The organism is Bacillus sp. B25(2016b) (genome assembly GCF_001679765.1).
In the GTDB taxonomy this organism is placed as follows: Bacteria; Bacillota; Bacilli; order Bacillales; family Bacillaceae_G; genus Bacillus_A; species Bacillus_A thuringiensis_K.
On the sequence record NZ_CP016285.1, the window covers coordinates 4,511,795 to 4,535,085 of the forward strand.

Sequence of the window (23,291 nt, forward strand, 5' to 3'; positions counted from 1 at the left end):
GTTCAAAATGTTATCCGGTATTAGCCCCGGTTTCCCGGAGTTATCCCAGTCTTATGGGCAGGTTACCCACGTGTTACTCACCCGTCCGCCGCTAACTTCATAAGAGCAAGCTCTTAATCCATTCGCTCGACTTGCATGTATTAGGCACGCCGCCAGCGTTCATCCTGAGCCAGGATCAAACTCTCCAATAAAGTTTGTCTAGCATCTAAAATAAAAATTGACGTTTCACGTTGTTTGTTTCGTTCAGTTTTCAAAGAACTACTTGGTCGCTCATTTGCGACTTCCTTATGTTAACATCTTCGTTTTTCGATGTCAACTAAGTTTTTCAATTTCTTTTTTGTCGTTTTCTGCGTTTCCGCATCAGCGACGGTTATTAATATATCATGCAGTAAAATGAAATGCAACACCTTTTATAAACTTTTTTTAAATTAACTACATTCCTTTTTTATTATCATATACTTAAACGAAATATCTCTTTCATTTCTAAGAGATTCCTACATATATTCTATATAAAGTCACTCTACCCAAAAACGTTTCTTTCTATAATAAACGTTTTATTTATATACGATATCATACAAGGAGGAATATATATGGACTATACCGATTTATTAATCAAACTAGGTCTTTCGGCTATTTTAGGGTTCGCCATCGGTTTAGAGCGCGAATTAAAACGTAAACCACTTGGTTTAAAAACGTGTTTAGTTATTTCTATTATCAGTTGCCTCCTGACGATTGTTTCTATTAAAGCAGCTTACAATTTACCACATACCGATCATATGAATATGGATCCACTTCGACTTGCCGCCCAAATTGTATCAGGAATCGGTTTTTTAGGTGCCGGTGTTATTTTAAGAAGAGGAAACGATAGTATTGCAGGACTAACGACTGCTGCTATGATCTGGGGCGCATCTGGTATTGGTATTGCTGTTGGAGCTGGATTCTATATCGAAGCAATTTTCGGGATGTGTTTCCTTATGATTAGTGTTGAACTTATACCGTTAACAATGAAATTCGTAGGACCTAGATCATTTCGTCAACGTGATATCGTAGTAAAACTTGTTGTGCGAAATATGGACAATATCCCAGTTGTAATTGAAGAAATAAAAGAAATGGATATAAAAGTGAAGAATATGAAGCTTAAAACGTTAGAAAATGGTTCTCATTATTTACATCTTAAATTATGTATCGATCAAAAAAGACATACTGCCGATGTTTACTATGCTCTCCAGCATCTTGAAAGTGTTCAACAAACTGAAGTGGAAAGTATGTAACGTAAAACAAACTCTCTTTATAAATTAGAGAGTTTTTCTTTTTTCTATAATGGCAACAATGAATGTAGTCCTGCAAAATAAGGAGGAATTGGCAATTGAAATCCCGTCCAAAATTAGTAGATACATTTCGTGATTCCATTATTTTTCGTTTAATTTGTTTTATTATTATACTTACCGCTTTTTCCGGCTTTCTTATACATAGATTAGAACCATCTCACTTTACCACATGGTTTGATGGAATTTGGTGGTCAATCGTTACAATTTTCACTGTTGGCTATGGTGACTTTGCCCCGCATACACTAATCGGCAAACTTATCGGTATGGGTATTATTTTATTTGGAACTGGTTTTTGTTCTTATTATATGGTGCTATTCGCCACTGATATGATTAATAAACAATATATGAAAGTTAAAGGAGAAGAAGCCGCGACTTCTAACAGTCATATGATTATTGTCGGCTGGAACGAACGGGCAAAACATGTTGTAAAACAAATGCACATCTTACAACCTAACCTGGATATCGTTTTAATTGATGAAACACTTTCTTTACTGCCAAAACCATTTCATCATTTAGAATTTATAAAAGGATGCCCCCATCACGATCAAACATTATTAAAAGCTAATATTACAACCGCTCACACTATATTAATAACTGCTGATAAAGAAAAAAACGAAAGCTTAGCTGATACACAGTCCATTTTAAATATTTTAACCGCAAAAGGGCTCAACCCAAACATTCACTGCATCGCTGAACTTCTTACTTCTGAACAAATACAAAATGCAACGAGAGCTGGCGCATCAGAAATTATAGAAGGAAATAAATTAACGAGCTATGTATTTACCGCTTCTCTTTTATTCCCTTCCATTTCAGGTGTACTATTTTCACTTTACAATGAAATCTCTGATAATAAATTACAACTGATGGAACTTCCATCTTCCTGCACCGGACAAACGTTTGCAAATTGTAGCTATACTCTTTTAAAGCAAAACATTCTCTTACTAGGTATAAAGCGCGACGAACAATATATGATTAATCCAGTTCATTCCTTTGTTCTCATTCAAAGCGACATACTCATTGTTATTCACCATTAGTAAAATGTTTTTCTAGTTCTTGCATGAGTACTTTCCCAATATCGATATACTTTCTTTTTACATCTCCATCTGGATCTTTCGGCTCAGCAAATTGATCCATTCCACTCGTTCCGGCTGTTAAAGTATTAACATGATCATCTAGTTCGTCTTGATATACGTGCGAAAGAATATACGGCGTTCCAAGACGAACTACTACACCAGGTACATCTAGTTCTCCATCAACCGCTGTAAATGGTACTCGTAAAAATTGATAGCCATCTTCTTCATCAATTTTATAATCAAAGCATCCTTTCTCATAATCCCAATTGCCGCCAATGCTATACCCAAGTGGCTTCATTATTTCTTCTAACTTATATAACGCATATGTACGTCCCTCTAAATTTGATTGAATCGGAATCAAGCCCATCCCTCCTAGACTTTTTCTTTAGCATACCCACTCTAGTTTGAATATACTAATGGACTTTTCGATGAAATAATAAAAAGCGGCCGGATTACGGCCGCTTTTTATTATTTTAAACGCTCTTCTAATTCTGCTTTTAATTCTTCAAATCCTGGTTTACCAAGTAAAGCAAACATGTTTTTCTTGTATGCTTCTACTCCAGGTTGGTCAAATGGATTTACGCCTAATAAGTAGCCGCTCATCGCACATGCTTTTTCGAAGAAGTATACAAGATAACCAAATGTGTACTCATTTAATTCAGGAATATTGACGATTAAGTTTGGTACTCCCCCGTCGCTATGTGCAAGTAATGTACCTTCGTATGCTTTTGTGTTTACGAAGTCTACAGTTTCACCAGCAAGGTAGTTTAATCCGTCTAAATCGTTTTCTTCGGATTCGATTGTTAGTTCATGTGTAGATTTACCTACTTTAAGAACTGTTTCAAATAAGTCACGACGACCTTCTTGAACGTATTGACCTAATGAGTGTAAGTCAGTTGAGAAGTTTGCTGAAGATGGGAAAATACCTTTTTGATCTTTCCCTTCACTTTCACCAAATAACTGTTTCCACCACTCAGCGAAGTATTGAAGTGCTGGCTCATAGTTAACAAGCATTTCAATTGTTTTTCCTTTATTGTATAAAGCATTACGAACGACTGCGTATTGGTAAGCTGGGTTTTCTTCTAGTTCTGATGTTCCGAAGTCATCATGACCAGCAGCTGCACCTTTCATCATCTCTTCAATATTTAAGCCACTTACTGCGATTGGTAATAAACCAACTGGCGTTAATACAGAGAAACGACCTCCAACATCATCCGGAATAACAAATGTTTCGTAACCTTCGTTATCAGCTAATGTTTTTAATGCACCACGTGCTTTATCTGTAGTTGCATAAATACGTTTGCGAGCTTCTTCTTTTCCATACTTTTCTTCTAATAACTTACGGAAAATACGGAATGCTAGTGCCGGCTCTGTTGTTGTACCTGATTTGGAAATAACGTTAATAGAGAAGTCTTTACCTTCTAATACGTCCATTAAATCTTTCATGTAAGTGGAGCTAATGTTTTGTCCAACAAATAGCACTTGTGGAGTTTTACGTTGTTCTTTAGAAAGCGTGTTGTAGAAAGAATGGTTTAACATTTCGATTGCTGCGCGTGCTCCTAAGTAAGAACCACCAATACCTACAACAAGTAAAATGTCAGAGTCATTTTTAATTTTTTCTGCGCATTTTTGAATGCGAGCGAATTCTTCTTTGTCATATTGAAGCGGAAGATCTACCCACCCAAGGAAATCGTTCCCAGCTCCAGTTTTTTCGTGGATTGCGTGATGTGTTACTTTCACTGCATCACGTAAATAAGTGATTTCATGTTCACCGATGAAGGATAACGCTTTAGAATAGTCGAACGTTACATGTGTACTCATCTTTTTCCCTCCAATTATGGATATGTATTTCTGTATTCACTTTAGCGAAACTGAAGTTGTAAATCAAGCGATTCAAACATTGTAAACGTAACCAATATATATTTTTTAGAAAAAGTTCATTTTTTGCATAAAAATTCGTATTTTTCGGTATAGATGTATATACATCGTCTTTCGAACATTTTTTATGTATAAAAACAACATAACTACCCCATTCTATAAAAGAGTTAATTAACTCATCGCTTGCTCATGCTTCACAATTAAAAGGGGGGCTTTTTCATGAGTACTCTGCAACGTATCGCATTAGTCTTTACTGTAATTGGCGCTGTGAACTGGGGACTAATCGGGTTTTTCCAGTTTGACTTAGTAGCAGCCATTTTCGGTGGACAAAATTCAGCTCTTGCACGTATTATTTACGGCATCGTTGGTATATCTGGGCTTATCAACCTTGGTTTACTGTTTAAACCATCTGAAAATCTTGGTACGCACCCAGAAACAAACGAAATTCGATAATCAGTATGTCCTTTCACCTCCGACATACGAATATGATTGCATGCAATCATATTTGCAAATATATATCATAAGATAAAGTAAAAGAGGAACGCTCATATGCGTTCCTCTTTTACTTTGTTAACTCGGACTCTTCAATCCATTCTGCCAACTTTTCTCGCAGCGTATTAAATCCGTTTTCAGATGGGTTCGGTATAAGAATCCTTCCTTGCTTTCTTTTCGCCGCTTTTAACGATAAACTCATTTTTCTGTGCTCTTCATCAATTGAAAGTACCTTTACTTCTACTGTATCGCCGACTTTTAAAAAGTCATGAATATCCTTTACATATCCATTTGTAATTTCAGATATATGCACAAGTCCTTGTGTTTCTGCATCTAACGCTACAAACGCACCGTAATCTTGAATTCCAGTCACTTTCCCTGTTACAACCACTCCTGTTGTATATTGTTCTGACATATGAAACACTCCCATACGTTTACCATTCTCTCTACAATTATAGAGAGCAAAGCAGATATATTTATTTTAAATATCCGATTGGTTAGTACGCATTCTAGATAACGTTATCTAGAATGCGTATACCTTATATTAGTAAATTATACCACTATGACAGAACTCATTCAAAATTCATGAAAAATTTCCCTTAAAGAAGTATAATTCTCCAATATTAGGATAGACTACTAACACATGGCTTTCTAGTATTCCCCCCCTTTTATGGACAAAACGTATTACGTTTTGTCCTTTTTTTATTTTCGACAAACCGTTCCATTCTCTTCATTGCTTCCATAAGTTGTTCAAGCGACGTCGCATAAGAACAACGAATAAAACCTTCACCACTTTCGCCAAATACGCTACCAGGGACAACGGCCACTTTTTCTTCCAGCAATAACTGTTCTGCAAATTCCGCTGAAGATAATCCTGTTGAAGATATAGAAGGGAAAACATAAAATGCTCCGCCTGGCACATGACACGTTAAGCCCATTTCATTGAAAGATGTCGTCATGAAGTTACGACGCTTCTTATAACTATCTCTCATTCGAATTACTTCATCGTTCCCTGCGCGTAACGCCTCAAGTGCTGCAAACTGAGACATCGTCGGTGCACACATCATTGAATACTGATGGATTTTGAGCATTAATTCTGAAAATTGAACAGGAGCTGCAATCATACCGAGGCGCCATCCTGTCATCGCAAATCCTTTTGAAAATCCTGAAATTAAAATCGTATGCTCACGCATATTTTTAATACTCGCGAAACTCGTATATACTTCGTCGTATACAAGCTCTGCATAAATTTCATCAGATAATACAATTAGATTGTACTTCTCAACAATCACTGCTATTTCTTCAAGCTCGGATTTATTTAGCATTGCACCTGTCGGGTTATTTGGTGAACAAAGTAAAATTGCCTTTGTTTTCGCTGTAATAGCTGCTTCAATTTGTTCTGGTTGTACTTTAAACTCGTTTTCTAACGTAGTCGTCACAGGAACCGGAACTCCTCCAGCTAATGTCACAAGTGGTGCATAAGAAACGAAGCTTGGTTCAATAATGAGCACTTCATCATCAGGATTTATAATGGCGCGCATCGCTACATCTAACGCCTGGCTCGCTCCAACTGTAACAATGATTTCATCAATTGGATCATAAGATACTGCAAATTGTTTTTTTAGATACTTTGCTATTTCTTGACGGAGCTCCAATAATCCTGCATTTGCTGTATATGACGTATACCCTTGTTCCAAAGAACGAATACATGCTTGCTTTACATTCCAAGGTGTAACAAAATCCGGCTCTCCTACCCCGAGGGAAATAACACCTTTCATATTTGCTGCTAAATCAAAAAATTTTCGAATACCAGATGGTTTTAAAGATTCTGCTGATCTAGATAGTTCAAATTGCTTCATGGTGTCACCACAATTCGCTTATCATCATCGTCTTTTTCATAAATAACGCCCTCATGTTTATACTTCTTCAAAATGAAATGAGTAGTTGTAGAAACGACAGATTCAATTGTTGCTAATTTCTCAGAAACAAACATCGCTACTTCCCCCATCGTTTTCCCTTCTAATGTAATAGAAAGATCATATGTTCCTGACATTAAATAAACGGATTTCACTTCTGAATAACGATAAATTTGTTCAGCAACCGCATCAAACCCAACGCCGTGCTTTGGCGTAACTTTCACATCGATCATTGCCGTTAAACCTGTATGCTCTTTCACTTTCGTCCAATCAATATGTGTTACATAATCCACAATAATCTTTTCATTTTCTAATCTTGCAACCATCTTCTTTACTTCTTCTACTTCTATATTTAACAGCTTCGCTAATGTATCTACAGATAATCGACTACTCTTTTCAAGACAAGCTAATAATTCTAATTCTTTTTCTGTCACCATATAAATCATCCTTCCTTTTCGTTTGTGTCTAAATTATACAAATACCCTTTCCAGTTTGAAAAGAAGATTTTTCTATTGAATTATGTCAAAATAAAGTGAAACTTTAATCAGCGGAATGCTTTACCCCGCTGATTATTAGCCCACACCAATCGGGCTTTTACGGACAGTTGCTATCCCACCTAACCTCTTTGCTTGAGCTTCTTTTTGAGGCGAGAGGCTTACTGTCCGTTAAAGCGGGGTAAAGTGAAACTTTAATCAGCGGAAAAATGTGGGATAAAGCGAAAGGGGATGGAACCGTGAAACCAAAAGTTTATATTGCTGAACCAGTTCCAACATTTGTAGAAAACTATTTATCAAAACACTGTGATTGTGAAAAATGGGATCAAAATGAGAAAGTACCTCGTGATATTCTATTAGAGAAAATACAAGATAAAGATGGGTTATTAAATTTCGGATCTGCTATTAATGAAGAATTACTGACAGTAGCTCCTAACTTAAAAGTAGTGAGCAACATTTCTGTCGGTTACGATAATTTTGATTTACAGGCGATGAAAAACCGAAATGTTATCGGAACGAATACACCATACGTATTAGATGATACAGTAGCTGATCTCGTTTTCGCCCTTATGCTATCAGCTGGGCGCCGCGTTTGCGAACTCGATTCTTACGTGAAAAATGGTGAATGGAACGCTGAAATCGGAAAAGAACACTTCGGACTAGATGTACACCATAGCACAATTGGTATTATCGGTATGGGCCGAATTGGAGAAGCCGTTGCAAAACGAGCAAAATTCGGATTTGATATGAATGTTCTTTACTATAACCGCCGTCGTAAAGAAGAAGCTGAACAAAAATTCGATGCTACATATTGTGATTTACAGACGCTACTGAAGCAGTCTGACTTTATTGTTCTTCTTACTCCATTAACAGATGAAACATATCACCTTATCGGAGAAAAGGAATTTTCATTAATGAAAGACACAGCAACCTTCATTAATGCTTCTCGCGGCAAAACAGTAGATGAAGAAGCGTTAATCCATGCTTTAACAGAAAAGAAAATCTTTGCAGCAGGTATCGATACATTTACACAAGAGCCGATTCAAAAAGATAATCCACTCTTATCATTACAAAATGTTGTGACTTTACCACACATCGGATCTGCAACATTAAAAACTCGTCAGCAAATGGCTATGACAGCCGCTGAAAATTTAGTTGCAGGATTACAAGGAAAAACACCGCCTAATATTGTGCGCGGGTAATACCGAATAAGTGAAAGGCAAGATGACATCGTCATCTTGCCTTTTTTTGTTAACATATTTTCTTCTTCCTTGGAGATGATATGAACAAAAATCAATGGAGTGACAAAAAATGAATCATGAATATACTTGTCCTTATTTCACTTTTTCCACTCGCGGCACTACTGTTCATTACGAATTGTATGAACATGATAATAAAACAGAACGTCCTACTTTCGTACTAGTTCACGGCTTTTTATCTTCCTCATTCAGTTACCGCCGCCTCATTCCTTTACTATCGAAGGAAGGAACAGTCATTGCTCTTGATTTACCACCGTTCGGAAAAAGTGATAAGTCTCATCTGTTTAAGTATTCTTATCATAATTTAGCAACGATTATTATTGATTTAATTGAACATTTATCTCTCTCAAACATTGTATTAGTTGGACATTCTATGGGTGGGCAAATTTCTCTCTATGTAAACCGTATACGTCCTGAACTCATTTCAAAGACGATTTTACTATGCAGCTCTAGCTATTTAGCACGTGCAACCTTACCTTTACTATACTCTTCTTATTTACCGTTCTTTCATTTATACGTAAAGAACTGGATTATTAGGCGCGGCATCGTTCATAACTTAATGAATGTCGTTCATGATCACTCATTAATTGACGATGAAATGAAAAAAGGTTACTCCGCTCCTTTTTATGACGACCGTATATTTCCCGCTTTAACTCGCATGATACGAGACCGTGAAGGTGACTTATCTTCAACTGAATTACAAAAAATCGAAACACCTATCTTGCTCATTTGGGGTGAAAAAGACCGCGTCGTCCCTGTACATGTAGGTCATCGTCTACACAAAGATTTACCGAATTCAAAATTTATTTCTTACGAAAATACAGGACATTTACTACCTGAAGAAAAGCCTAAACATGTTTATGAAGAAATTATCGCTTTTTCCGCGCAATAAAGTGAAAATTTAATTAGTCCCGACCTAACTTCTTTGCTTCCGCTGAATTTTGAGGTGGGGTCTTACTACCAAGCAAATAGCGGGATAATATAAAAAAGGCTGTCGGAAATTCCGACAGCCTATAATGAACAACTTCCGCCTTCTTTTATTACAAGTAATTCCACAGCTAACTTCTCACATTTTTCAAGCGCAGGTACTTCCTCAAAAGACATAAAGTATATATGTTGAATCTTCTTTGCGATGTATTTTGGATCATCAAACACACTTGCGACGTTCACAACATCGCTCGCTTCTGTTTCATAAAACTCCGGTCCCATTTGAAACGGATCCCAATTCTTCACAACCTCTATCATCTTTTCATATGTACCCATTCGCTTCCCGCCTTTTCACTTTTTAATACTTTTCTTTATCCTATCACATCAGCTATTCTATAAGAAGAGAGAGAACTTTCGTAACTTATTGGTTTTACAGAAGAAGGGGGCAAACTTATGCAACTATTTCATAAAGCAATCAATCGACGTGGAACGCATAGTATAAAATGGGATACATATAAAAACGAAGAACTTATCCATGCTTGGATTGCTGATATGGATTTTGAAGTACCAAAACCAATTCAAACTGCCTTAAAACAACGGATCGAACATCCGATTTTTGGCTATACACTTCCCCCTGAAAATATTGGGGATATTATTTGTAACTGGACAAAACAACAATACGACTGGGACATTCAAAAAGAATGGATCGTCTTTAGTGCAGGGATCGTTCCAGCTCTTAGTACGAGCATACAGGCTTTTACAAAAGAAAACGAATCCGTTCTCGTACAACCACCTATTTATCCTCCATTTTTCGAAATGGTCACAACAAATAATAGGCAGTTATGTGTGAGTCCATTACAGAAACAAAATGATACATATGTGATAGACTTCGAGCATTTAGAAAAGCAGTTTCAGCAAGGCGTCAAACTCATGCTTCTTTGTAGCCCTCATAACCCCATCGGACGCGTTTGGACGAAAGAGGAACTTGTGCAGCTCGGATCGTTATGTACTAAATATAACGTAATCGTTGTCGCGGATGAAATTCATTCCGATATCATTTATGCAGACCATACACATACACCGTTCGCTTCCTTATCTGAAGAATTAGCAGCGCGCACTATCACTTGTATGGCTCCAAGTAAAACATTTAATATCGCTGGATTACAAGCGTCGATTATTATCATTCCAAACGAAAAACTCCGTCACGCCTTTACAGCTATCCAGTATAGACAAGGCTTCCACGGGTTAAATATCTTCGCTTATACAGCGATGCGAAGTGCCTATACAGAATGTAATGATTGGCTAAACGAAATTCGATTATATATAGAAGATAATGCTCAATTTGCTTGTGAATATATTAAAACTCACATATCTGCTCTTTCTGTAACGAAGCCTGAAGGTAGCTTTTTATTATGGATTGATTGTTCTCGTCTAAAGCTTTCTCAAAACGAGCGTACCGCACTACTTGAGGAAAAAGGAAAAATCATTGTTGAACCTGGTGAGAAATACGGGTTAGGTGGCGAAGAACATATTCGAATTAACATCGGCTGTCCACGATCTGTTTTAGAAGAAATTTTGAACAGACTGCGTCATACGTTTTCATAATAAGAAAGGAGGCTATCTCCAATTATTTTGGACAACCTCCTTTATCAATATCTTTTCAATTACATTTCACAAAGAAAGCTACCATTCACGGTAGCTTTTATTTTTTCTTCATATCCGATGCTTTTTTTACAATTACGCCACAAGCAATTCGATCCCCTGATTTACCTGTCGGCTGTGTCATACCATCATCAGGATTTTCTGTAATAATAATAGACGCTCCATCTTTTCTATGAATCGTCGTTTTTCCTTCTTCAATTGTAATGTGGGGTGCATCGATTTCCGCTTTAATCTTTCCAGAACCGTCTGCAACTACGTTCGGTAAATCACCGTTTTCTGCACCCTTCGGATTAAGAAGACCATGTTTTTTATCATCGGGATTAAAATGATTCCCAGATGATTCAAAACGAGGTGCCTTACACTCTCCGATTCCATGTACATGTAGTCCGTGTGGTCCTGGCGTGAAACCTTCCCCTTTAATCGTAATCTTCACTCCACTTGTTTGTTGAACTACTTTCGCAGTCCCTACTTCATCTCCTGAAGCATTATGTAATTTCACTTCAATTTCTTTCGGCTTTCCTTGGTCACAACCTGCCATCAGAAATAATAAACAACAACTGAAAAAAAGCCGTTTCTTCATTCTATTCCCTCCAAAATATATTCTGCCCTTAGATTGTCCGAGCATAGAGGGAAACATACAAAAATGCGTTACTGTTTCTTTTCAGCTAATAGTTTTTCTTCAACTTTCTGTAATCGCTCTGCTTCTCTTTTTGATACACGAATAAACATGCGCCACGTGGCAATAGCACCGATAATAAATAGAACGCAAACAATCCCTGGAATAATATATTCTGTTTTATCTTCCGGAAAATATAAAGGCATCATATAGAACACTCCTTATTATAGGATTTATAAAACATCAGAATTTTCTGTTATATCATTTTAAATTATAGTGGAACCTATCCATATTCTCAAGGGGCGTTCTGAAAACGAATGATTTCTTTGACTCCTTCCCGTACTTTCCTTACTATAAACTTGAGGTGAAAAATATGAGAGAAACATTTAAAATTGGCGAAATCGTTACTGGTATTTATAAAACAGGAAAATACATAGGCGAAATTACAAATAGCCGTCCTGGTAGTTATGTCGTAAAAGTATTAGCTGTTTTAAAACATCCGGTGCAAGGTGACTTACATAACGTAAAACAAGCTGACGTGCCATTTTTCCACGAAAGACGCGCTTTAGCTTATCGTGAGCAAACGAACATTCCAGAGCAAATGGTAAAGAAATATGAAGGAGAAATTCCGGATTATACCGAGTCACTAAAATTAGCATTGGAAACTCAAATGAATTCATTTTCTGAAGATGATTCACCTTTTGCGGTTCGTAGTCTAGAAACATTAGAACAGTTAAAAAAGGACTACAAACTTTAAAAAAACAAAACGACCAAATTACATACTGTGCAATTTGGTCGTTACTGTGTGCTCACTTTCTTTAACACTTTTGAAAAATCAACGAGTTCCCCTAACGTTGGAGGTGCTGGTTTTACTAAATACTCTTTATCTTTTTCTACTAGTTTAAAAATATTGTACGTCGTCATCGCATCGTCAAGCGCACAATGATGCTTCCCTGTCCCTACTTTTCCATACGCCTCAATTGCTTTCCATAATCCTGTTTGATTTCTTTCTCCAAAAAACTTCTTATACTCAAGCGATAAATCACGACACTGCCCGAAGAATGGAAAAGCTATCCCTGCCATTTCACAATTATGCTTCAACACTTTCATATCCATATTTCCCCACGTTACAATTGTCGGTTTACATTTCGTTTCGTATTCTGCAAGCTTCTTAACGAGTTCAGGAAATGAAATCCCTTTATCCACGACTTCTTGTTTTATTCCTAAAAACTTCTTGCATCGATCCGTTAAAGAGGGAAATGTTTTCGGTCTGACATGTGATGAATACGTATCTTCTACCTTACAGCCAGCAACTGAAACGAGTCCTACCTCAATAATCTCCGGAAAAAATCCTTTCGGTTTCTTTCTATGCTGGGGCATCGTAAACTCAAAGTCTAAAAATAAAAATCGTTGTTCATCCATACGATCCCTTCCTTATCATTTTTGTCATTCCTTTCTATTTGACACTCCTACACGAACAAGCTCGAATGCTAATTCCATTTTAAATATTCAGATTGGATGTATCTTATATATATGTCAAATGCCCACAAATATTTTAAAAAATAAGAAAAAATGACCTATGCAGAAAATATGACAAAATCCCCCCTTTCATTTACATCCGCCATTTTCCTACTTTATAATGACGTTATGTGTGTTTCTTCTAGAACATTTTTGACACACTAAGAAAAAGTGAATGAAAGGAGATGAGATTTTTGCACGAAACAACGCAAGAACTCGCTAACTGGCAGTATTATTTTGCTATCGCAGTCTTTTTAATTACATATGCCATTATTATTTCTGAAAAAATTAATCGTGCTGTCATCGCACTTCTTGGTGCAGCACTCATGGTAATTGTGGGAGTCGTCGATTTACACAACGCCTTTACGAAACATATTGAATGGGGAACGATTACGTTACTTATCGGTATGATGATTTTGGTGAACATTACGAGTAAATCAGGTGTTTTCCAATACGTTGCTATTAAAGCAGCAAAAGGAGCTCAAGGAAATCCAATTAAAATTTTAATTTCACTTTCCTTACTTACCGCGCTTGGCTCCGCATTTTTAGATAACGTTACAACTGTACTTCTTGTTGTTCCAGTTACTTTATCTATTACGCGCATACTGCAAGTAAATCCTGTTCCTTATTTACTTTCTGAAATTATTTTTTCAAACATTGGAGGAACAGCAACATTAATTGGTGATCCACCTAACATTATGATTGGTTCTGCCAATAAGCATTTAGACTTCAATGCTTTCCTATTGAATCTAGCACCAATCGTAATTATTATTATTGCAGTTACAGCGATAATACTTTACTTTATGTATCGCAAACAATTAATTGCCGATCCTGTACAAGTTAAGAAATTAATGAGCCTAGATGAAAAACAATACATTAAAGATCCAGTATTAATGAAAAAATCTTTAACAGTACTTGGACTTACAATTGTAGGTTTCATGACTCATTCGATTTTCCACGTTGATGCAGCTATCATCGCTTTAACTGGTGCTACTGTACTTATGTTAATTGGTGTGAAAGAGCATGAAATTGAGGAAGTATTTGCAAGCGTAGAGTGGGTAACAATCTTCTTCTTCGCAGGGCTATTCGTACTTGTTGGAGGACTTATCGATATCGGTCTTATCAAAATGTTAGCTCAAAAAGTAATCGGTATAACAGGCGGAGATATTTCTTACGCATCCATCCTTATTTTATGGGTATCTGGTATCGCCTCTGCAACAATTGATAACATCCCATTCGTTGCAACAATGATTCCACTTATTAACGATATGGCAGTTGGGCTAGGCTTATCACCATCTGACGCACAAATCGATGTATTATGGTGGGCATTAGCACTAGGTGCTTGTCTGGGCGGAAACGGAACGTTAATCGGAGCTTCTGCTAACGTAATCGTTGCAGGTATCGCGAGCCGTGAAGGACATAAATTTAGTTACATGGACTTCCTAAAAGTCGGTTTCCCAATTATGATCGTTTCATTAATCATTTCTCACATTTATATTTATTTACGCTACCTTATGTAGTAGAAAAAGCGCTCTGATAATCAGGGCGCTTTTTTACTTATATATAAAATATATCGACTTATCAACAAAAATGAAAAATCTATTCTTTATATCTCACCGGTTCATTTCGAATAATAAATAAATGAATCGGTAAGAACACCGAAAATGTGATTACATGAATAATCGTAAATAATATAGAGTTCGTTCCGTATCTGTCTAAAATAGCGTAGATAAGGTAAATGGACAATACAATCGATACAGCTGTTGCTAGTAAACTTATAATTGGTACGAAATTAAAAATAAAACATGCAACGTATATGCCGAATACTTTCCACCCTGCTTCTTCTTTCAAAAAATCTGGTAATTTATCTTTCGCTAAGTCACCCCACGTCTTACTATTCAAAAACGGAATAAACGCAAGCACCCCGTCCGTTGCACCATCATTTTTCGCCATCGAATAAAGTGCAAAAGCCGTTAACAAATATGAAATAATTGCCCAAATCAATATAACAAGAATAAACGCAAAACTAAGAGCAAAGAAACCTGCTAATACGCCTTGATCCTCCATCTTATCCTCTCCTCTCTACTTTCAACATATTTCATTACATTGCAAGTTATGTTTTAAAATTTATCCAAACTCTTTGTATAATAAGAAAAGAAAGAGAATAAGAGAGGAGCAACACCTATGCATCCATTTGTAAAAGCATTACAAGAGCATTTTACAGCTCATCAAAATCCTGAAAAAGCAGAACCTATGGCTCGTTATATGAAAAATCACTTCCCCTTTCTAGGTATTCAAACACCGGAAAGACGTCAATTATTAAAAGACATCATTCAAATACATACTCTCCCAAATCCAAAAGACTTCCAAATTATCATACGTGAGCTTTGGGACTTAACAGAACGTGAATTCCAAGCGGCCGCACTTGATATTATGCAAAAATATAAAAAGCATATAAACGAAACTCATATCCCCTTCTTAGAAGAACTGATTGTCACAAAATCTTGGTGGGACTCTGTCGATAGCATCGTCCCTACATTTTTAGGCGATATCTTTTTAAAACATCCAGAATTAATTTCTGCCTATATTCCAAAATGGATTGCATCAGATAACATATGGTTACAACGTGCCACTATTTTATTCCAACTAAAATATAAACAAAAGATGGATGAAGAACTTCTTTTCTGGATTATTGGACAACTACATTCTTCAAAAGAATTTTTCATTCAAAAAGCGATTGGCTGGGTCCTTCGTGAATATGCAAAAACAAATCCGGATGTAGTTTGGGAATACGTGCAAAACAATGAACTCGCTCCATTAAGTAAGCGTGAAGCAATTAAGCATATTAAGCAAAATTACGGAATAAATAATGAAAAAATAGGCGAGACTCTATCATAGATAGACACGTTCCTCTATTGAGATTTAAAAAAGAACGTGTTAGAATATGTTCATTATTATTAATATAAGTAGCGATGACGGACTTATAAGTACTTGCATAAAAAGCGATTCAGGGATAGTGAAAGCCTGAAGCCGCAAGGAAACGGCAGTCCTGAGCAATACATGATAAAGTGGATGCACCTTTTGTGTATCAACTAGGGTGGAACCGCGGGCAAACGCTCGTCCCTAGGCAAATAAGCCTTGGGATGAGCGTTTTTTTATGTTCTTTTTAGCATATACTGCTCGTTTCCAAAGTATCAGAGTATGTCATCGCCAATACGTTAACTTTCAAAAGGAGGATTTTCTTATGTATTCAATGGAACAAGTTGTAAACTTAGCGAAACATCGCGGTTTTGTTTTCCCTGGTTCTGAAATTTACGGTGGTCTTGCAAACACTTGGGATTACGGTCCACTTGGAATCGAATTAAAAAATAACGTTAAAAAAGCTTGGTGGAAAAAATTCATTCAAGAATCTCCACACAACGTTGGTTTAGACGCAGCTATTTTAATGAACCCTAAAACTTGGATCGCTTCTGGTCACGTTGGTAACTTCAACGATCCAATGATCGACTGTAAAAAGTGTAAAGCTCGTCACCGTGCTGACAAATTAATTGAAGATGCTTTAGATGCAAAAGGCATCGAAATGGTTGTTGACGGTCTTACTTTCGACCAAATGGCTGACTTAATGAAAGAACATGAAGTAAAATGCCCTGATTGCGGTAGTGAAGAATTCACTGAAATCCGTCAGTTCAACTTAATGTTCAAAACATTCCAAGGTGTTACAGAGTCTAGCACAAACGAAATCTTCCTTCGTCCTGAAACAGCACAAGGTATTTTCGTAAACTTCAAAAACGTTCAACGCTCTATGCGTAAAAAGCTTCCATTTGGTATCGGCCAAATCGGTAAGAGTTTCCGTAACGAAATCACACCTGGTAACTTCACATTCCGTACACGTGAATTCGAACAAATGGAACTTGAATTCTTCTGTAAGCCTGGTGAAGATTTAGAGTGGTTCGCATTCTGGCGTGAAACTTGTAAAAACTGGTTACTTTCACTTGGTATGTCTGAAGAGAGCATGCGTCTTCGTGACCACGGTGAAGAAGAGTTATCTCACTACAGTAATGCAACAACTGACATTGAATTCAAATTCCCATTCGGTTGGGGCGAACTATGGGGCGTTGCATCTCGTACAGACTTCGATTTAAAACGTCACATGGAACACTCTAACGAAGACTTTAACTATATTGATCCACAAACGAATGAGCGTTACGTACCATACTGCATCGAGCCATCTTTAGGTGCTGACCGCGTAACATTAGCATTCTTATGTGATGCATACGAAGAAGAGCAATTAGAAAACGATTCTCGTACAGTTCTTCGTTTCCACCCTGCTTTAGCACCATACAAAGCAGCTATCTTACCATTATCTAAAAAGCTATCTGAAGGTGCTACTGAAGTATTCGCAGAATTAGCTAAAGACTTCATGGTAGACTTTGACGAAACTGGTTCTATCGGTAAACGTTACCGTCGTCAAGACGAAATCGGTACACCATTCTGTATCACTTACGACTTCGACTCAGTTGAAGACAAAGCTGTTACAGTACGTGACCGTGACACAATGGAACAAGTTCGTATGCCAATTAGTGAACTAAAAGGTTTCTTAGAGAAGAAAATCCAGTTCTAATTATAAGAAAAAGAGGCTGCTCATAAGAGCGCCTCTTTTTTACTTTTCACGTTTTTCTTTAATTGCTACTGTACATCTTGATATACATAGTAAATCATCATTTTCATCAATAATGCGAACATCCCAAACCATTGTCGATTGTCCTCTATGTATCGGTGTTCCGATCGCTGTTACAATTCCATCTTTCTTTGAACGAATGTGGTTTGCATTAATTTCTAATCCGAAACAAATACATTTTTCTTGATCAATTAAATTGTATGAACCAACACTTGCCACTGTTTCCGCTAATGCAACCGATGCACCGCCATGTAAAAATCCAAACGGCTGATGCGTACGCTCATCAACAGGCATCGTAGCAACCACCTTATCTTCTGTCATCTCTAACAACTCAATTCCAAGTGAATCCATTAAAGTTTTTGCCATATCGCTTCCCCCTTCTCTTACTTTAATTAAATGTATAATTTTACCTATTTATTTTCAAACTACTTATAACACTTATATAAGGAGGCTTCACCTAAATGAAACAGAAATTTTGTATATTACTGCTTATGTTCTCCTTGCTGACTATTGTACCAAATTGTGCAATAACAGCCAAAGCATCTAACCTGACAATCGATGTTAAGACTGTAACGCAAAAAGGTAAGAAACCTTATATAGAATATCAAATAAATAGACCTTCTTTTCACAACTTTTCTGACTCTAAATTTCAAAACAAACTCAATTTATACTACAAAAAATCCACCGACAAATTTAAAAACAAATTAGAAAAAGAAGCAAAAAAATATTATAAAGAGACAGAAGGATCTAGTACACCATTTCATCCGTACGTAGCAAATGTTGATTATAAAGTCTCTTTAAACAAACCACCTTTCCTTAGCCTATATGTGAATTACTATCAATATACTGGCGGAGCACACGGTCTTTATACGTGGAAGGCAAATACATTTGATTTAAACGAAAAAAAGGTACTGCACTTAGACGATTTGTTTCAACAAAAGGATAATTATAAAGATGTAATCCGTGCAGAGATTGTACGACAAATTAAACAAAATGAAAGCATTTATTTTCCTGATGCAACTGAAAAGGTAATGAGTATGAAAAAGTTTCACTTCTTTTTAGAGCCAGACAATCTCGTCATTTATTTCCCTTTATATGAGATTGCTCCCTATTCAAGTGGAATTCCGCAATTTCGTATTCCATATACGTTGCTAAGAGACTATTTAAAGCCTTCTTATCAAAATATTTTGATTGACAACAAGTAAATATTTTCGCTACGATAATGTTAACCTAAAAACAACAGGAGGTTAACATTATGAGGAGATTTCATGTTTTAGATTTAGCATTAGCTGCCATGTTCGTTGCTCTTATGGCCATCGGTGCAAATATTGTATCTTGGGCACCATTCCTTCAAGTAGCAGGCATCCCATTATCTATGCAACCATTTTTCGCAATTTTAGCAGGTCTTCTTCTTGGAAGTAGACTTGGTGCCTTATCCATGACTGTATATATGCTCGTTGGCGTAGCCGGCGCACCAATCTTCGCTAACTTCAAGGCTGGATTTGGAGCACTTTTAGATCCTACTGGTGGTTTTATTATCGCATTTATTATCGTTGCTTATGTGTCGGGAAAACTAGTAGAACAAAAAGAAAGACCAACATTCATTACATTTGCAATTGCCTCTTTCACAGGAATTATTTTAACTTATATAATCGGTACTACTTACATGTACGGGGCAGTCAATCTCTTTATGGACGGTAATATGAGCTATAAAGCTGCTTGGATGATTATGATGTGGTTTGCAGTAAAAGATATTGCATTTACAATTATCGGTGCTATTATCGCACCTCGCATATACTATGCTGTGCGTCGTTCTGCTTATCAGCATTCTCATTCAACGATTTCATAATAAAAAAAACGAGTTATTTCAGTATACTGAAATAACTCATTTTTTTATTATGAATCTTGATTCGCTTGTTCTTCTAAAATTTTCTTCATCATTGCAACCATGTCATCACGTAATTCTGGGTGTTGCAGGGCCATTTCGATTGTCGTTTGAACGAATCCTAGCTTTTCACCTACATCGTAGCGCTTTCCTTCGAAATCGTAAGCAAATACACGTTGGATTTCATTTAAGCTTTGGATTGCATCTGTTAACTGAATTTCACCACCAGCACCGACATGTTGCTGTTCTAAGAACATAAAGATTTCAGGCGTTAAAATGTAACGACCCATAATTGCTAAGTTTGAAGGAGCTGTACCTTGTGCTGGTTTCTCAACGAAATTGCGGACTTGGTAACGACGACCTTCTTGTTCTAATGGATCGATAATTCCATAGCGATGTGTTTCCGACTCTGGAACAGTTTGTACACCAATAACAGAAGAAAGTGTTTTTTCATACTCATCCATTAATTGACGTAAACACGGTTTCTCAGCTTGGACAATATCATCACCTAGTAACACTGCAAACGGCTCATCACCAATGAATTTACGCGCACACCAAACAGCATGTCCTAGTCCCTTCGGCTCTTTTTGACGGATATAATGAATATCTACCATTTTTGAAGAAGCTTGTACTTTTTCAAGCAACTCATATTTTTTCTTCTCTAATAAGTTTTGTTCTAGTTCAAATGCGTTATCAAAATGATCTTCGATAGAACGCTTTGTTTTACCAGTAACAATAATAATATCTTCGATACCCGATTTCACTGCTTCTTCTACAATGTACTGGATCGTCGGTTTATCTACTATCGGTAACATTTCTTTTGGCATTGCTTTCGTTGCTGGTAAAAAACGTGTTCCTAATCCAGCTGCTGGGATTATCGCTTTTCTTACTTTTTTCATCACAAAATACCCTCTCTCCTGTCGGAATCAATAGCAATCATTTCCTACATAAAACAAAAGGGAGATTTCGCTCCCTTTTGTTCCTTACTACTTAAAATTACTTTGTATTATAAACGATTCATAATGTCTTCTTTAATAGTAAGTAACTTTTGTTCACTATTTTGTAAAGAACTATCTTTCACACCAAAGTAAAACTTAATCTTCGGCTCAGTTCCAGATGGACGTAGGCAGAACCATGAACCATCCTCTAATTGATATTTTAACACATTTGATTTCGGTAAGTGAATCTCTTCTTTATGTCCATCTTGTAAAGATGTAACGATGCTTGCTTTATAGTCTTCCACTGCTACGACTGTTAAGCCCGCTACTTCTTTCGGAGGATTCTCACGGAACGTTGCCATCATCTCTTGGATTTTTTCCGCTCCATCTTTTCCTTTTAACGTTAACGATACAAGGTCTTCACGGAAGAAGCCGTACTTCTCAAATACTTCTAATAGACCGTCATATAACGTTTTCCCTTGTGATTTGTAGTATGCAGCTACTTCACATGCAAATAGGACAGATTGTACTGCATCTTTATCACGGCAGAATGGGCGGATTAAATAACCATAGCTTTCCTCATAACCGAATTGGAATTCATATTGTCCGCTTTCTTCATACTGTCTAATTTTCTCACCGATAAATTTAAATCCAGTTAACGTATCAATTGTATCTAAACCGTATGCTTTTGCAATTGTACGACCAATTTCAGACGTTACGATTGTTTTTAATACGACACCGTTCTCTGGAAGCGTTCCGTTTTCTTTCTTTTGAGATAGTAAGTAATCAAGCATTAATGCACCTGTTTGGTTTCCTGTTAATACTTGGAACTCACCATTATGATTACGCACTGCTACACCAAGGCGATCTGCGTCAGGATCAGTTGCGATTAATACATCTGCGCCTACCTTTTCACCGTCACGAATTGCATACTCAAACGCTGCGTGCTCTTCTGGGTTCGGTGATTTTACTGTAGAGAAGTTTGGATCTGGTAACTCTTGCTCTTTTACAACTGTTACATCTGTAAATCCAACTTCTTTTAAACCACGGCGTACAGAAATATTTGATGTTCCGTGTAATGGTGTAAAGACGATTTTCAAGTCTTTACCAACCTTTTGCACCATTTCTTTATTAATGATGACATTGTTCAATTCTGCAGCATATGCATCATCTACTTCTTGTCCAATAATATGTAATAAACCGTCAGCTTTTAATTGCTCTACATCAGCAACTTCAACTGTTAATTCATCTTCTACTGCATTTACGTAGCTAATTAACTCATCTGCCTCTTTTGGAGGTAACTGTCCACCATCTTCACCGTATACTTTGTATCCGTTATATTCAGGCGGATTATGGCTTGCCGTAAGAACGATTCCACTTACTGTATGTAAATGACGAACTGCGAAAGAAAGTACTGGCGTTGGACGTAAGCTTTCAAACACATATGTTGTAATGCCGTGTGCACCAAGTGTAGCAGCAACTTCCATTGCGAACTCAGGTGATTTATGACGAGAATCATAGGCTACAACAACACCGCGTTTTTTCGCTTCCTCACCTAACTTTTCGATAAAGCTTGCTAATCCTTTTGTTGCTTTACGAACTGTATATACGTTTAAACGGTTCGTACCAGCACCAAGTTCACCACGCATACCACCTGTGCCAAACTCTAGATTTTTATAAAAGCTATCCTCGATTTTCTTCTCATCTTGCTTCATATTTTCTAGCTGTTCTTTTAATTCTGCATCTAATTGTGCGTAAGAAAGCCAGCGACTAAATTCTTGTTTCCAATTCATTCTTCTCTCTCCTCTCGCTCGTCATACCTTTATTATATGAAAAAAACATGCTGTATCTCAATATTTTATAAAATCTAGCAGGATTTTACTAGGAATATTTGTATACACTATTGTTAAATACTCCACTAAAGGGAATGAGGATTATGCACGAATGGGGCTTGTCAGAAGAACTCAAAATACAAACAAAGCAAATGATTGAAATTGCTGAAAGAGAACTATCGATTATGAGGAACGCAATCGATAAAGAAGACGAATGTATTTTATGCAAAATGGAAGATATTCATCATATGTTGGCAAATGTACAAACATTGGCAGCTACATACTATATTCAGGCATATTTATCACCTTATACGGAAAGTTCATCTTTTATTACGACAGCTATCCAACATTTAAGCGCTAGAAAACATGGTGCTCTTATCGTTGTAGAACGAAACGAGACGCTTGAAGCTTTCATTCAAACTGGAACGACATTAAACGCTCATTTAACTGCACCATTACTCGAATCAATATTTTATCCAGGTAACCCTCTTCATGACGGTGCCGTTCTCGTAAAAAATAATCATATTGTCTCAGCTGCTAATATTCTTCCTTTAACGAAAAGTACAGAAGTTGATCCTGAACTAGGAACACGTCACAGAGCTGCAATTGGCTTATCAGAAAAGAGTGATGCACTTATATTAGTTGTCTCTGAAGAAACGGGCCGTACTTCTTTTGCTTTAAATGGGATTTTGTATACGATTTCTTTATAAACACTTTTTAGCATTTTTTTGAACAGCGCGGTAGTAAATGAATTTATATCGAATTACCAACAAATACACCTACCATATCAATAAA

Annotated in this window: 26 protein-coding genes; 13 read left to right on the plus strand and 13 right to left on the minus strand. The window is 36.7% G+C overall.

The window, feature by feature from the left end; translation table 11 throughout:
• Positions 1 to 590: 590 nt before the first annotated feature.
• Positions 591 to 1,271, plus strand: coding sequence for an MgtC/SapB family protein (locus tag BAQ53_RS23210; protein ID WP_000386685.1), 681 nt, complete (start codon positions 591 to 593; stop codon positions 1,269 to 1,271).
• 95 nt (positions 1,272 to 1,366) lie between these two features.
• Complete coding sequence (locus BAQ53_RS23215) at positions 1,367 to 2,362, plus strand: potassium channel family protein (RefSeq protein WP_000842314.1); 996 nt, start codon at positions 1,367 to 1,369, stop codon at positions 2,360 to 2,362.
• On the opposite strand, the gene BAQ53_RS23220 is transcribed toward BAQ53_RS23215, so the two are convergent.
• Positions 2,349 to 2,762 (minus strand): YugN-like family protein, encoded by a 414-nt coding sequence (locus BAQ53_RS23220; protein WP_000612342.1) that lies wholly within the window; start codon positions 2,760 to 2,762, stop codon positions 2,349 to 2,351. The two genes, BAQ53_RS23215 and BAQ53_RS23220, sit on opposite strands and share 14 nt — an antisense overlap.
• A 107-nt stretch (positions 2,763 to 2,869) precedes the next feature.
• Complete coding sequence (locus BAQ53_RS23225) at positions 2,870 to 4,222, minus strand: glucose-6-phosphate isomerase (protein ID WP_000103654.1); 1,353 nt, start codon at positions 4,220 to 4,222, stop codon at positions 2,870 to 2,872.
• 276 nt (positions 4,223 to 4,498) lie between these two features.
• Here BAQ53_RS23225 and BAQ53_RS23230 point away from each other — a divergent pair, with 276 nt between their 5' ends.
• Positions 4,499 to 4,732: a DUF378 domain-containing protein gene (locus tag BAQ53_RS23230; RefSeq protein WP_000105788.1), complete on the plus strand. Its 234-nt coding sequence runs from the start codon at positions 4,499 to 4,501 to the stop codon at positions 4,730 to 4,732.
• 109 nt (positions 4,733 to 4,841) lie between these two features.
• Here BAQ53_RS23230 and yugI read toward each other — a convergent pair whose 3' ends face one another.
• From yugI to BAQ53_RS23245, 3 genes are all read right to left on the minus strand, one after another.
• Entirely contained in the window at positions 4,842 to 5,186 is a 345-nt protein-coding gene (gene yugI, locus BAQ53_RS23235; RefSeq protein ID WP_000003764.1) for a S1 domain-containing post-transcriptional regulator GSP13, read from the minus strand.
• A gap of 253 nt (positions 5,187 to 5,439) precedes the next feature.
• A complete protein-coding gene (locus BAQ53_RS23240) occupies positions 5,440 to 6,630 on the minus strand; it encodes an aminotransferase (protein ID WP_208906285.1) in 1,191 nt (396 codons plus the stop codon).
• Positions 6,627 to 7,124 carry an Lrp/AsnC family transcriptional regulator gene (locus BAQ53_RS23245; RefSeq protein ID WP_000255696.1) on the minus strand — a complete coding sequence of 166 codons (498 nt, stop codon included), beginning with the start codon at positions 7,122 to 7,124 and terminating at the stop codon, positions 6,627 to 6,629. Before BAQ53_RS23245 ends, BAQ53_RS23240 begins: the two co-directional genes overlap by 4 nt.
• Positions 7,125 to 7,390: 266 nt before the next feature.
• Here BAQ53_RS23245 and BAQ53_RS23250 point away from each other — a divergent pair, with 266 nt between their 5' ends.
• Together BAQ53_RS23250 and BAQ53_RS23255 are read left to right on the plus strand one after the other, a co-directional pair.
• Complete coding sequence (locus BAQ53_RS23250) at positions 7,391 to 8,383, plus strand: 2-hydroxyacid dehydrogenase (protein ID WP_208906286.1); 993 nt, start codon at positions 7,391 to 7,393, stop codon at positions 8,381 to 8,383.
• A gap of 109 nt (positions 8,384 to 8,492) precedes the next feature.
• Positions 8,493 to 9,332: an alpha/beta fold hydrolase gene (locus BAQ53_RS23255; protein ID WP_001015217.1), complete on the plus strand. Its 840-nt coding sequence runs from the start codon at positions 8,493 to 8,495 to the stop codon at positions 9,330 to 9,332.
• A gap of 119 nt (positions 9,333 to 9,451) precedes the next feature.
• Here the strand turns inward: BAQ53_RS23255 and BAQ53_RS23260 are convergent, their stop codons facing one another.
• A complete protein-coding gene (locus BAQ53_RS23260; RefSeq protein ID WP_000537632.1) occupies positions 9,452 to 9,703 on the minus strand; it encodes a YugE family protein in 252 nt (83 codons plus the stop codon).
• Between the two features lie 117 nt (positions 9,704 to 9,820).
• Here BAQ53_RS23260 and BAQ53_RS23265 point away from each other — a divergent pair, with 117 nt between their 5' ends.
• A complete protein-coding gene (locus BAQ53_RS23265) occupies positions 9,821 to 10,972 on the plus strand; it encodes a MalY/PatB family protein (protein WP_001175810.1) in 1,152 nt (383 codons plus the stop codon).
• 97 nt (positions 10,973 to 11,069) lie between these two features.
• On the opposite strand, the gene sodC is transcribed toward BAQ53_RS23265, so the two are convergent.
• Both sodC and BAQ53_RS23275 read right to left on the minus strand, forming a co-directional pair.
• Entirely contained in the window at positions 11,070 to 11,609 is a 540-nt protein-coding gene (gene sodC / locus BAQ53_RS23270; protein WP_208906287.1) for a superoxide dismutase [Cu-Zn], read from the minus strand.
• A 68-nt stretch (positions 11,610 to 11,677) separates the two neighbouring features.
• Entirely contained in the window at positions 11,678 to 11,854 is a 177-nt protein-coding gene (locus BAQ53_RS23275) for a hypothetical protein (protein ID WP_000982757.1), read from the minus strand.
• Between the two features lie 164 nt (positions 11,855 to 12,018).
• On the opposite strand from BAQ53_RS23275, the gene kapB reads away from it, so the two are divergent.
• Positions 12,019 to 12,402: a kinase-associated lipoprotein KapB gene (kapB, locus tag BAQ53_RS23280; protein WP_061884706.1), complete on the plus strand. Its 384-nt coding sequence runs from the start codon at positions 12,019 to 12,021 to the stop codon at positions 12,400 to 12,402.
• 41 nt (positions 12,403 to 12,443) lie between these two features.
• Here kapB and kapD read toward each other — a convergent pair whose 3' ends face one another.
• On the minus strand, positions 12,444 to 13,067 hold the full coding sequence (kapD, locus tag BAQ53_RS23285) for a 3'-5' exonuclease KapD (protein ID WP_000344356.1): 624 nt from the start codon (positions 13,065 to 13,067) through the stop codon (positions 12,444 to 12,446).
• 290 nt (positions 13,068 to 13,357) lie between these two features.
• On the opposite strand from kapD, the gene BAQ53_RS23290 reads away from it, so the two are divergent.
• Entirely contained in the window at positions 13,358 to 14,683 is a 1,326-nt protein-coding gene (locus BAQ53_RS23290) for an ArsB/NhaD family transporter (protein ID WP_000545232.1), read from the plus strand.
• Between the two features lie 79 nt (positions 14,684 to 14,762).
• Here the strand turns inward: BAQ53_RS23290 and BAQ53_RS23295 are convergent, their stop codons facing one another.
• Entirely contained in the window at positions 14,763 to 15,230 is a 468-nt protein-coding gene (locus tag BAQ53_RS23295) for a hypothetical protein (RefSeq protein ID WP_000390061.1), read from the minus strand.
• Between the two features lie 117 nt (positions 15,231 to 15,347).
• Here BAQ53_RS23295 and BAQ53_RS23300 point away from each other — a divergent pair, with 117 nt between their 5' ends.
• Both BAQ53_RS23300 and BAQ53_RS23305 read left to right on the plus strand, forming a co-directional pair.
• Entirely contained in the window at positions 15,348 to 16,061 is a 714-nt protein-coding gene (locus tag BAQ53_RS23300) for a DNA alkylation repair protein (RefSeq protein WP_061884707.1), read from the plus strand.
• Positions 16,062 to 16,407: 346 nt separating this feature from the next.
• Complete coding sequence (locus BAQ53_RS23305; protein WP_000287147.1) at positions 16,408 to 17,784, plus strand: glycine--tRNA ligase; 1,377 nt, start codon at positions 16,408 to 16,410, stop codon at positions 17,782 to 17,784.
• A gap of 39 nt (positions 17,785 to 17,823) precedes the next feature.
• Here the strand turns inward: BAQ53_RS23305 and BAQ53_RS23310 are convergent, their stop codons facing one another.
• Positions 17,824 to 18,207: a hotdog fold thioesterase gene (locus BAQ53_RS23310; RefSeq protein WP_001140612.1), complete on the minus strand. Its 384-nt coding sequence runs from the start codon at positions 18,205 to 18,207 to the stop codon at positions 17,824 to 17,826.
• Between the two features lie 95 nt (positions 18,208 to 18,302).
• Between BAQ53_RS23310 and BAQ53_RS23315 the strand changes: the two genes are divergently transcribed.
• Positions 18,303 to 19,046 (plus strand): DUF3298 and DUF4163 domain-containing protein, encoded by a 744-nt coding sequence (locus BAQ53_RS23315; protein ID WP_000810330.1) that lies wholly within the window; start codon positions 18,303 to 18,305, stop codon positions 19,044 to 19,046.
• A gap of 50 nt (positions 19,047 to 19,096) precedes the next feature.
• Entirely contained in the window at positions 19,097 to 19,690 is a 594-nt protein-coding gene (locus BAQ53_RS23320) for a biotin transporter BioY (RefSeq protein WP_001252162.1), read from the plus strand.
• A gap of 47 nt (positions 19,691 to 19,737) precedes the next feature.
• Here the strand turns inward: BAQ53_RS23320 and galU are convergent, their stop codons facing one another.
• Together galU and BAQ53_RS23330 are read right to left on the minus strand one after the other, a co-directional pair.
• Complete coding sequence (gene galU, locus BAQ53_RS23325) at positions 19,738 to 20,625, minus strand: UTP--glucose-1-phosphate uridylyltransferase GalU (protein WP_002181028.1); 888 nt, start codon at positions 20,623 to 20,625, stop codon at positions 19,738 to 19,740.
• A 107-nt stretch (positions 20,626 to 20,732) separates the two neighbouring features.
• A complete protein-coding gene (locus BAQ53_RS23330; RefSeq protein WP_001104205.1) occupies positions 20,733 to 22,457 on the minus strand; it encodes a phospho-sugar mutase in 1,725 nt (574 codons plus the stop codon).
• Positions 22,458 to 22,600: 143 nt separating this feature from the next.
• Between BAQ53_RS23330 and cdaS the strand changes: the two genes are divergently transcribed.
• A complete protein-coding gene (cdaS, locus tag BAQ53_RS23335; RefSeq protein ID WP_000545255.1) occupies positions 22,601 to 23,206 on the plus strand; it encodes a sporulation-specific diadenylate cyclase CdaS in 606 nt (201 codons plus the stop codon).
• Positions 23,207 to 23,291: the final 85 nt, after the last annotated feature.

What these genes read in the sequence shown, in the direction of transcription:
- BAQ53_RS23295 (WP_000390061.1), bottom strand. Translation starts at nt 15,230, where the DNA reads ATGGAGGATCAAGGCGTATTAGCAGGTTTCTTTGCTCTTAGTTTTGCG.
- kapB (WP_061884706.1), top strand. Translation starts at nt 12,019, where the DNA reads ATGAGAGAAACATTTAAAATTGGCGAAATCGTTACTGGTATTTATAAA.
- cdaS (WP_000545255.1), top strand. Translation starts at nt 22,601, where the DNA reads ATGCACGAATGGGGCTTGTCAGAAGAACTCAAAATACAAACAAAGCAA.
- BAQ53_RS23300 (WP_061884707.1), top strand. Translation starts at nt 15,348, where the DNA reads ATGCATCCATTTGTAAAAGCATTACAAGAGCATTTTACAGCTCATCAA.
- BAQ53_RS23230 (WP_000105788.1), top strand. Translation starts at nt 4,499, where the DNA reads ATGAGTACTCTGCAACGTATCGCATTAGTCTTTACTGTAATTGGCGCT.
- yugI (WP_000003764.1), bottom strand. Translation starts at nt 5,186, where the DNA reads ATGTCAGAACAATATACAACAGGAGTGGTTGTAACAGGGAAAGTGACT.
- BAQ53_RS23310 (WP_001140612.1), bottom strand. Translation starts at nt 18,207, where the DNA reads ATGGCAAAAACTTTAATGGATTCACTTGGAATTGAGTTGTTAGAGATG.
- BAQ53_RS23265 (WP_001175810.1), top strand. Translation starts at nt 9,821, where the DNA reads ATGCAACTATTTCATAAAGCAATCAATCGACGTGGAACGCATAGTATA.
- galU (WP_002181028.1), bottom strand. Translation starts at nt 20,625, where the DNA reads ATGAAAAAAGTAAGAAAAGCGATAATCCCAGCAGCTGGATTAGGAACA.
- BAQ53_RS23305 (WP_000287147.1), top strand. Translation starts at nt 16,408, where the DNA reads ATGTATTCAATGGAACAAGTTGTAAACTTAGCGAAACATCGCGGTTTT.
- BAQ53_RS23225 (WP_000103654.1), bottom strand. Translation starts at nt 4,222, where the DNA reads ATGAGTACACATGTAACGTTCGACTATTCTAAAGCGTTATCCTTCATC.
- BAQ53_RS23250 (WP_208906286.1), top strand. Translation starts at nt 7,391, where the DNA reads ATGTGGGATAAAGCGAAAGGGGATGGAACCGTGAAACCAAAAGTTTAT.
- BAQ53_RS23260 (WP_000537632.1), bottom strand. Translation starts at nt 9,703, where the DNA reads ATGGGTACATATGAAAAGATGATAGAGGTTGTGAAGAATTGGGATCCG.
- BAQ53_RS23240 (WP_208906285.1), bottom strand. Translation starts at nt 6,630, where the DNA reads ATGAAGCAATTTGAACTATCTAGATCAGCAGAATCTTTAAAACCATCT.
- kapD (WP_000344356.1), bottom strand. Translation starts at nt 13,067, where the DNA reads ATGGATGAACAACGATTTTTATTTTTAGACTTTGAGTTTACGATGCCC.
- BAQ53_RS23330 (WP_001104205.1), bottom strand. Translation starts at nt 22,457, where the DNA reads ATGAATTGGAAACAAGAATTTAGTCGCTGGCTTTCTTACGCACAATTA.
- BAQ53_RS23320 (WP_001252162.1), top strand. Translation starts at nt 19,097, where the DNA reads ATGAGGAGATTTCATGTTTTAGATTTAGCATTAGCTGCCATGTTCGTT.
- BAQ53_RS23315 (WP_000810330.1), top strand. Translation starts at nt 18,303, where the DNA reads ATGAAACAGAAATTTTGTATATTACTGCTTATGTTCTCCTTGCTGACT.
- BAQ53_RS23245 (WP_000255696.1), bottom strand. Translation starts at nt 7,124, where the DNA reads ATGGTGACAGAAAAAGAATTAGAATTATTAGCTTGTCTTGAAAAGAGT.
- BAQ53_RS23210 (WP_000386685.1), top strand. Translation starts at nt 591, where the DNA reads ATGGACTATACCGATTTATTAATCAAACTAGGTCTTTCGGCTATTTTA.
- BAQ53_RS23275 (WP_000982757.1), bottom strand. Translation starts at nt 11,854, where the DNA reads ATGATGCCTTTATATTTTCCGGAAGATAAAACAGAATATATTATTCCA.
- sodC (WP_208906287.1), bottom strand. Translation starts at nt 11,609, where the DNA reads ATGAAGAAACGGCTTTTTTTCAGTTGTTGTTTATTATTTCTGATGGCA.
- BAQ53_RS23255 (WP_001015217.1), top strand. Translation starts at nt 8,493, where the DNA reads ATGAATCATGAATATACTTGTCCTTATTTCACTTTTTCCACTCGCGGC.